This is a genomic window from Mycolicibacter senuensis (assembly GCF_003284925.1).
Lineage (GTDB): Bacteria > Actinomycetota > Actinomycetes > Mycobacteriales > Mycobacteriaceae > Mycobacterium > Mycobacterium algericum_A.
The window spans coordinates 22,289-28,870 of the sequence record NZ_QMEX01000045.1 but is presented as its reverse complement, the minus strand read 5'-3'; the positions used below and the strand labels follow the sequence as shown (position 1 = coordinate 28,870).

The 6,582-nt window shown below is 65.1% G+C and carries 4 protein-coding genes; 2 read left to right on the top strand and 2 right to left on the bottom strand.

What is annotated here, in order from left to right:
• Together DQP56_RS12475 and DQP56_RS12470 are read right to left on the bottom strand one after the other, a co-directional pair.
• Positions 1-2,716: MMPL/RND family transporter (locus DQP56_RS12475; RefSeq protein ID WP_286167748.1), on the bottom strand; the 2,716-nt coding region annotated here is incomplete at its 3' end.
• A gap of 162 nt (positions 2,717-2,878) precedes the next feature.
• Positions 2,879-4,375 carry a flavin-containing monooxygenase gene (locus DQP56_RS12470; protein ID WP_112685835.1) on the bottom strand — a complete coding sequence of 499 codons (1,497 nt, stop codon included), beginning with the start codon at positions 4,373-4,375 and terminating at the stop codon, positions 2,879-2,881.
• A gap of 334 nt (positions 4,376-4,709) precedes the next feature.
• Here DQP56_RS12470 and DQP56_RS12465 point away from each other — a divergent pair, with 334 nt between their 5' ends.
• Entirely contained in the window at positions 4,710-5,693 is a 984-nt protein-coding gene (locus DQP56_RS12465; protein ID WP_165825003.1) for an AurF N-oxygenase family protein, read from the top strand.
• 97 nt (positions 5,694-5,790) lie between these two features.
• Positions 5,791-6,558, top strand: a complete 768-nt coding sequence (locus DQP56_RS12460; RefSeq protein WP_205868867.1) for a phthiotriol/phenolphthiotriol dimycocerosates methyltransferase — start codon at positions 5,791-5,793, stop codon at positions 6,556-6,558.
• Positions 6,559-6,582: the final 24 nt, after the last annotated feature.

Sequence of the window (6,582 nt, the reverse complement as noted above, 5' to 3'; positions counted from 1 at the left end):
GATGCTCCCGCACGTTCAGCGGCCACCAGAACCACCGGCCGAGCAGCGCCGCCATCGACGGCATCATGAAGGAGCGGACGATCAGGGTGTCGAACAGCAGGCCGAGCCCGATCGTGGTGCCCACCTGGCCCACCACCCGCAGGTCACTGACGAGCATGGAGGCCATGGTGAAGGCGAACACCAGCCCGGCGGCCGTGACCACCTTTCCGGTGCCCCCCATCGCCCGGATGATGCCGGTCTTGATTCCGGCGGCGAGCTCCTCCCTGAATCGGGCGACCAGCAACAGGTTGTAGTCACAGCCCACCGCCAGCAGGACGATCACCGACATCACCATCACCAGCCAGTGCAGGTGGATGCCGAAGATGTACTGCCAGACCAATACCGACAGCCCGACCGACGCCCCCAGCGAGGCCAGCACCGTACCGACGATCACCAGCGAGGCGATGAAACTCCGCGTGATCAGCAACATGATGATGAAAATGATTGCCAGCGCCGTGATCCCGGCGATCAACAGGTCATAGTCGGCGATACCCTGCAGGTCGTTGAAGAGCGCGGCGGTACCGGCGACGTAGACCTGGGCAGTCGACAACGGCGTCCCCTTGAGGGACTCGGTGGCGGCCTTCTTGATCAGGTTCACCCGCGCCATGCCTTCCGGGGTCGCCGGGTAGCCGTCGTGGGTGATGAAGAACCGCGCGGCGTGGCCGTCCGGCGACAGGAAGAGCTGGATCACCCGCTTGAAGTCGGGATTGTCGAACGCCTCCCGGGGCAGATAAAACGAGTCGTCGCTCTTCGCCGCATCGAAGTCCTGGCCCATCGCGGCCGAATCCCCGCCGACCTCCTCGACCTGCGCGATCATTCCGGACATCGTGCTGTGCAGGGTCAGCATCATGGTCTGCAGGCTGCGCAGCGCGGCGATCTGCGCCGGCATCATCTCCAGCAGCTGCGGCGTCACCACGTCGACGTTGTTCATCACCGGCGCCAATTCGTTGAGCTTGTCGGTGAGCTGGGTCGCGCCGTCCATCGAGGCGTACGCCGACCGCAGTGACAGGCAGGTTGGGTCCCCGCGGCAGTCGTTCGTGTCGACCGTTTCGCGCAGCAATTTGGAGTTCTGGTTGAAATCGGCCATGTGGCTGCGCATCTGCTGGGCCAGGTCCATCGCCTCTTGCGAAACCCCGGTCGCTTCGTGGGTATTGGTGCCCAGTTGCTGCATGAGCCCGTACATCCGTTGCAGCGACGCGATGGTGCCCTCCAGGTCGTCGGCCTGCTTGCGCATGTCGGCGACCCGGCTCTTCATGAAGTCCAGGTTCTGCATCTGGCCGGCGCTTTGGATGCTGAGCAGGAACGGGATCGAGGTATGCCCCAGCGGAGTCCCCTCCGGCCGGGTCACCCCCTGCACCAGCGCGACGCCCTCGACCGCAAACACACTCTTGGCCAGCTTGTTGAGCACCAGGAAGTCCGCCGAGTTGCGCATGTCGTGATCGGATTCGACCAGGAGCACCTCCGGCAGCAGGCGAGACTCCGGGAAGTGCCGCGACGCGGCGGCCCAGCCGAGGTTGGCCGGGGTGTCCTTGGGAATGAACGACGGGTCCTTGTAGCTCACCTGGTAACCCGGCAGCGCCAGCAGACCGATGAGTGCGACCGCGCAGGCGGCCACGAAGATCGGGCCGGGCCACCGCACGATCGCCGTACCCACCTTGCGCCAGCCGCGATCCGACATCTTGCGCCGGGGTTCCAGCAAGCCGTAGCCACTGGCGACCGTGAGCACCGCGGGGACCAGGGTCAGCGCGATCGCCACCGCGACCAGCATGCCGACCGCACACGGGACACCCATCGTCTGAAAGACCGGCAACCGGGTGAAGCTCAGACAGAACGTAGCGCCCGCGATCGTCAAACCCGATGCCAGCACCACATGGGCGACCCCGCGGTACGTGGTGAAATACGCCGCCTCCAGATCCTCGCCGGCATGCCGGGCCTCGTGGTAGCGGCCGATGAAGAAGATGCCGTAGTCGGTACCCGCGGCGATCGCCAGCGTCACCAGGATGTTGATCGCGAACGTCGACAGCCCGATCAGCCCGACATGGCCGAGGAACGCGACTATGCCGCGCGCGGCCGCCAGTTCGATCCCGACCACGGCCAACAACAGTGCGACGGTGCTGAACGAGCGATACAGCAGCAACAGCATCAGCGAGATCACCGACACGGTGGCCACCAGGATCTTCAGCACCGCGCGGTCGCCGCTGGTGTTCATGTCGGTGACCATCGGCGCCGGGCCGGTGACGTAGGCGCGCACCCCCGGCGGGGCGGGTGTGCGGTTCACGATGTCGCGGACCGCCTCGACGGAGTCGTTCGCCAGCGCCTCGCCCTGGTTGCCGGCGAGGTTCAGCTGCACCAGCGCGGCCTTACCGTCGGCGCTTTGGGCGCCGCCCGCGGTGAGCGGGTCGCCCCAGAAGTCCTGGATGTGCTGGACGTGCGTGGTGTCCGCGTTGAGCTGGGCGATCAGCTCGTTGTAGTAGTGGTGGGCGGCATCACCGAGCGGTTCCTCGCCTTCGAGGACGATCATCGCCGCACTGTCGGTGTCCGACTCCTGGAACACGTGTCCCAGCCGCGCCATCGCCTGGATCGACGGCGCGTCCTTGGCGCTCAACGACACCGGATGGTCCTTGGCGACCTGCTCCAACTGCGGGACCGCGATGCTCACCAGCGCCGTGATGGCCACCCAGCCCAGGATTATCGGCCACGCGAACCTACGGACGAACCCTGCCGCGGACGACCGGCCAAGGCCCAGGTGGTGTGTCTTCGTCACTTTCCAGGGCCCTCCCCTGACGATTTACCCCAAGCGATCACTTTAACCCCCAGTTCAGGACCGCGGCGAAGGAAACTACCCGATCAGGTAGTCCGACAGCGGGAAGTGGTCCTGCTCCTTCACCGCGCTGCGCACCGAGGTCGGCCGGAACAGCGGGGCCTCGCCGGTGTTGTGGTTGAACCAATAGGAGTTCGACGTCGCGCAATTGCCGCGATGGAACACCGAACTGTCGAGCAGGCCCATCATCCGCTCGTAGAACCGGGTGTTGGCCGCTTCGGTGACCTCGAAGGTACGGGCCTCGAGCCGCTGCAGCTCGCCGAACAACCGGTTCATGTGCCGCATCTGGTACTCGACGGTGTTGAACCAGGACAAGCCCACCCAGGCGAACGGACTGGCCATGTGGATGAAGTTGGGGAACTGCGGCGCCGTCATGCCCTGGTAGGCCTGAAAACGCGTCTCCCGCCACCACTTGCCCAGGTTGCGCCCGCCGCGACCGACCACCTCGATCGCGGGCAGATTGCCATCCCACACGTCGTAACCGGTCGCCAGCACCAGGGTGTCGACGTCGCGCTTGGTGCCGTCGGCCGAAACGATGCCGTCCGGCTCGATCCGCTCGATACCGGCCGTCTCCAGGTGCACGTTCGGTTTGGTGAACGTCGGGTAGTAGTCGTTGGAGATCGACGGACGCTTGCAGCCGAAGTCGAAGTCGGGGCTCATCTTGCGGGCCAGCTCGCGGTCGCGCACCGACATCAGCCGATGCAGGGCGGACTGGGCGGCCATCGCCTTGTTGAGAAACTTGAAGCGCCGGTAACGCCACATCGTCAAGACCATCATGAAGTCGGTGACGTTATCGGTGACCCAGCGCACGATGCGCTGGGTGAAGGGCACCCGGGCGAACATCCGCTGGACGACCGGGGGGAACACCACGTCAGACTTGGGGGTCACCAGGATCGGGGTCCGTTGGTACACGGTCAGATCGGCGACTTCTTTGGCCAGTTCAGGGATGACCTGGATACCGGTGGAGCCGGTTCCGATCACCGCAGCACGACGTCCGGCCATCGGGTAGTCGTGATCCCAGGCGGCGGTGTGGATGATCTTCCCGGCGAACGTGTCGATGCCGGGGATGTCGGGGATCTTCGGCTGGCACAGAAAACCGGTGGCGACGATGAGGAACTGTGCCGTCAGGGTTTCGCCACCGGCCAGCGCCACCCGCCACGCCTGGCTCTCCTCGTCCCACTGGGCACCGTCGACGCACGCGTTGAAGCGCATGTAGCGGCGGACGTCGTATTTGTCCGCGACATGCTCCGCGTAGGCCCGGACCTCGTTGCCCGGGGCGAAAAGGCGTGACCAGTACGGGTTCGGCTCGAACCAGTAGGAATAGGTGGTCGAGGGCTGGTCGACAGACAGGCCCGGGTAGTGGTTGACCCGCCACGTTCCGCCCAGGCCGTCCTCGCGATCGAGGATCAGGATGTTGTCGTAACCCAGCCGGCCCAGTTGGATCGCCGCGCCGATTCCACCGAAGCCCGCACCCACGATGATGGCCTGGTAGTGCTGGTATTGCTGGGTCCCCATAAGCAGAACACGCTACCGCAACCGCATGACCTGCCGCTGTGCGCGCAGGTCCGGTTGGCCTGCGGGAGATGCCGACCGAAGGTAAAGTAATGGCTGCTGCGCGATCGCGAGATGGCGGCAATCACACCACAACACCGTGACTTATCTTAGTGATTTGCCAGACTCGACGGTAGGCTTCGGCCCAGTCGCGCAGTGTTCAAGCGCATGACGCCAAGGACGGGAGAGGTCGCTCATGCCGATCTGGATCGACATCGCCGGACCGCTTGTCGGTCTGCTGATCGCTGGTTCGGCATTCGTACTCGTCGTGCGAGCCTTGGGCCGGTACCGCCGCAACATGGATGTCACCGACGACGCCCAGTACATGGCAACGCTGCGGAGCCTGTCCGAAAGCTCGGTACGCCGCCGCTTCGATCCGTTCACCGACATCGAGTGGGACGCGCCCGAGTATGCGATCACGCCCGATGACCCGCGCTGGGTGCTGAAGGACGACCCGCTGGCTCGCACCAGCTGGTATCGCAGCCAGCCGCTGAGCAAGCAGATCGAGATCGGCATGTGGCGGCAGGCCAACATCGCCAAGGTCACGCTGCAGTTCGAGAGCATGCTGATCCGCGGTCTGGTCCAATACAGCTCGCGGGTGCCCAACGGCTCTCCCGAACACCGCTACTGCCTGCACGAGTCGGTTGAAGAGTGCAACCACGTGCTGATGTTCCAGGAGTTGGTGAACCGCATCGGGTTCGACGTACCCGGGATGCAGTGGTGGATGCGCTGGCTGTCGCCGCTGATGCCGCTGTACGCCGGACCTTTCCCGAATGTGTTCTTCTTCGGTGTGCTGGCCGGCGAGGTGCCGGTCGACGTGCTGCAGACCAACGCGCTGCGCGAGGCCGGCTCCGGGCATCCGGTCGTGGAGAAGGTGATGTCCATCCACGTCGCCGAGGAGGCCCGGCATATCTCGTTCGCCGACGCGTATCTGCGCAAACGCGTCCCGAAGGTGTGGCGGATCAACCGGCTATGGATGTCGTTGTACGTGCCGTTCGTCATGCGCTTGCTGGCCAAGCCGATGGTGCAGCCGCCGCGACGCTTCTTCCAGCAGTTCGACGTGCCGCGTTCGGTGCGCAAGCAGCTACTGGTCGGCTCCCCCGAGTCCCGCCAGGCGCTGCGGGACACCTTCGCCGACATCCGGATGCTCTGCAGCGACATCGGGTTGATGACTCCCGCCGGGCGGCTGATGTGGCGGCTGTGCAAGATCGACGGAGCGCCGTCGCGTTACCGCGGCCAACCGCAGCGCACCCAGCTGCCTGCGCCAGTCACCGCGGTCTAAAGCACCCGCTGAGCTGTGACATACTTCCGGTATGGTTCGTTCTCCGTCTGAGACCCTGGAAAAAGTCGGCGCCGATCTGGTCTACCGGATCTCGGCGATGCCGATGTACAAGAAGGCCTTCAAGTACTGGTACCCGTTCATGACCAAGCGGATGGGGCACGACGACGTCGTCTTCCTCAACTGGGGCTACGAAGAGGATCCGCCGCTGGGTCTGAAACTCGACGAGTCCGACGAGGAGAACCGGTACTCGATCCAGCTCTACCACCAGACCGCCACCCAGATCGACCTGGCCGGCAAAAAGGTGCTGGAAGTCAGCTCCGGCCACGGCGGCGGCGCGTCCTTCCTGGCTCGCACGCTGGCGCCCGCCTCCTACACCGGTCTGGACTTCAACCCCGACGGCGTGGCCTTCTGCCAGAAGCGCCACCAGGTTCCGGGCTTGGAGTTCGTCCAGGGTGACGCGCTGAACCTGCCGTTCCCGGACAATTCCTTCGATGCGGTGGTCAACGTCGAGGCCTCCCACATCTACCCCGACTTCGCGCAGTTCGTTCGCGAGGTGGGGCGGGTGCTGCGTCCCGGTGGGCACTTCCTGCACACCGACTTCCGCGCCAAGGAGGACATCGAGTCCTGGCAGCAGACGCTGGCCACGCCGCCGCTGCGACTGGTCAATGAGCGCGATATCAGCCGCGAGGTCGTCCGCGGGCTGGCGGCGAACTCGCCGCGCTCCAACGAGCTGATCAACGAGCGGATGCCGTTCTTCCTGCGCCGCTTCGCCCGGGAATTCGCGGTGGTCGAGGGTTCGCTGTTCTACCGCGACCTGGACCGCGGCGAGATCACCTACCGCATCTTCGACCTCGTCAAGGACTGAGAACCACCGACGGCCTTCGGATCG

What these genes read in the sequence shown, in the direction of transcription:
- DQP56_RS12470 (WP_112685835.1), bottom strand. Translation starts at nt 4,375, where the DNA reads ATGGGGACCCAGCAATACCAGCACTACCAGGCCATCATCGTGGGTGCG.
- DQP56_RS12465 (WP_165825003.1), top strand. Translation starts at nt 4,710, where the DNA reads ATGGATGTCACCGACGACGCCCAGTACATGGCAACGCTGCGGAGCCTG.
- DQP56_RS12460 (WP_205868867.1), top strand. Translation starts at nt 5,791, where the DNA reads ATGCCGATGTACAAGAAGGCCTTCAAGTACTGGTACCCGTTCATGACC.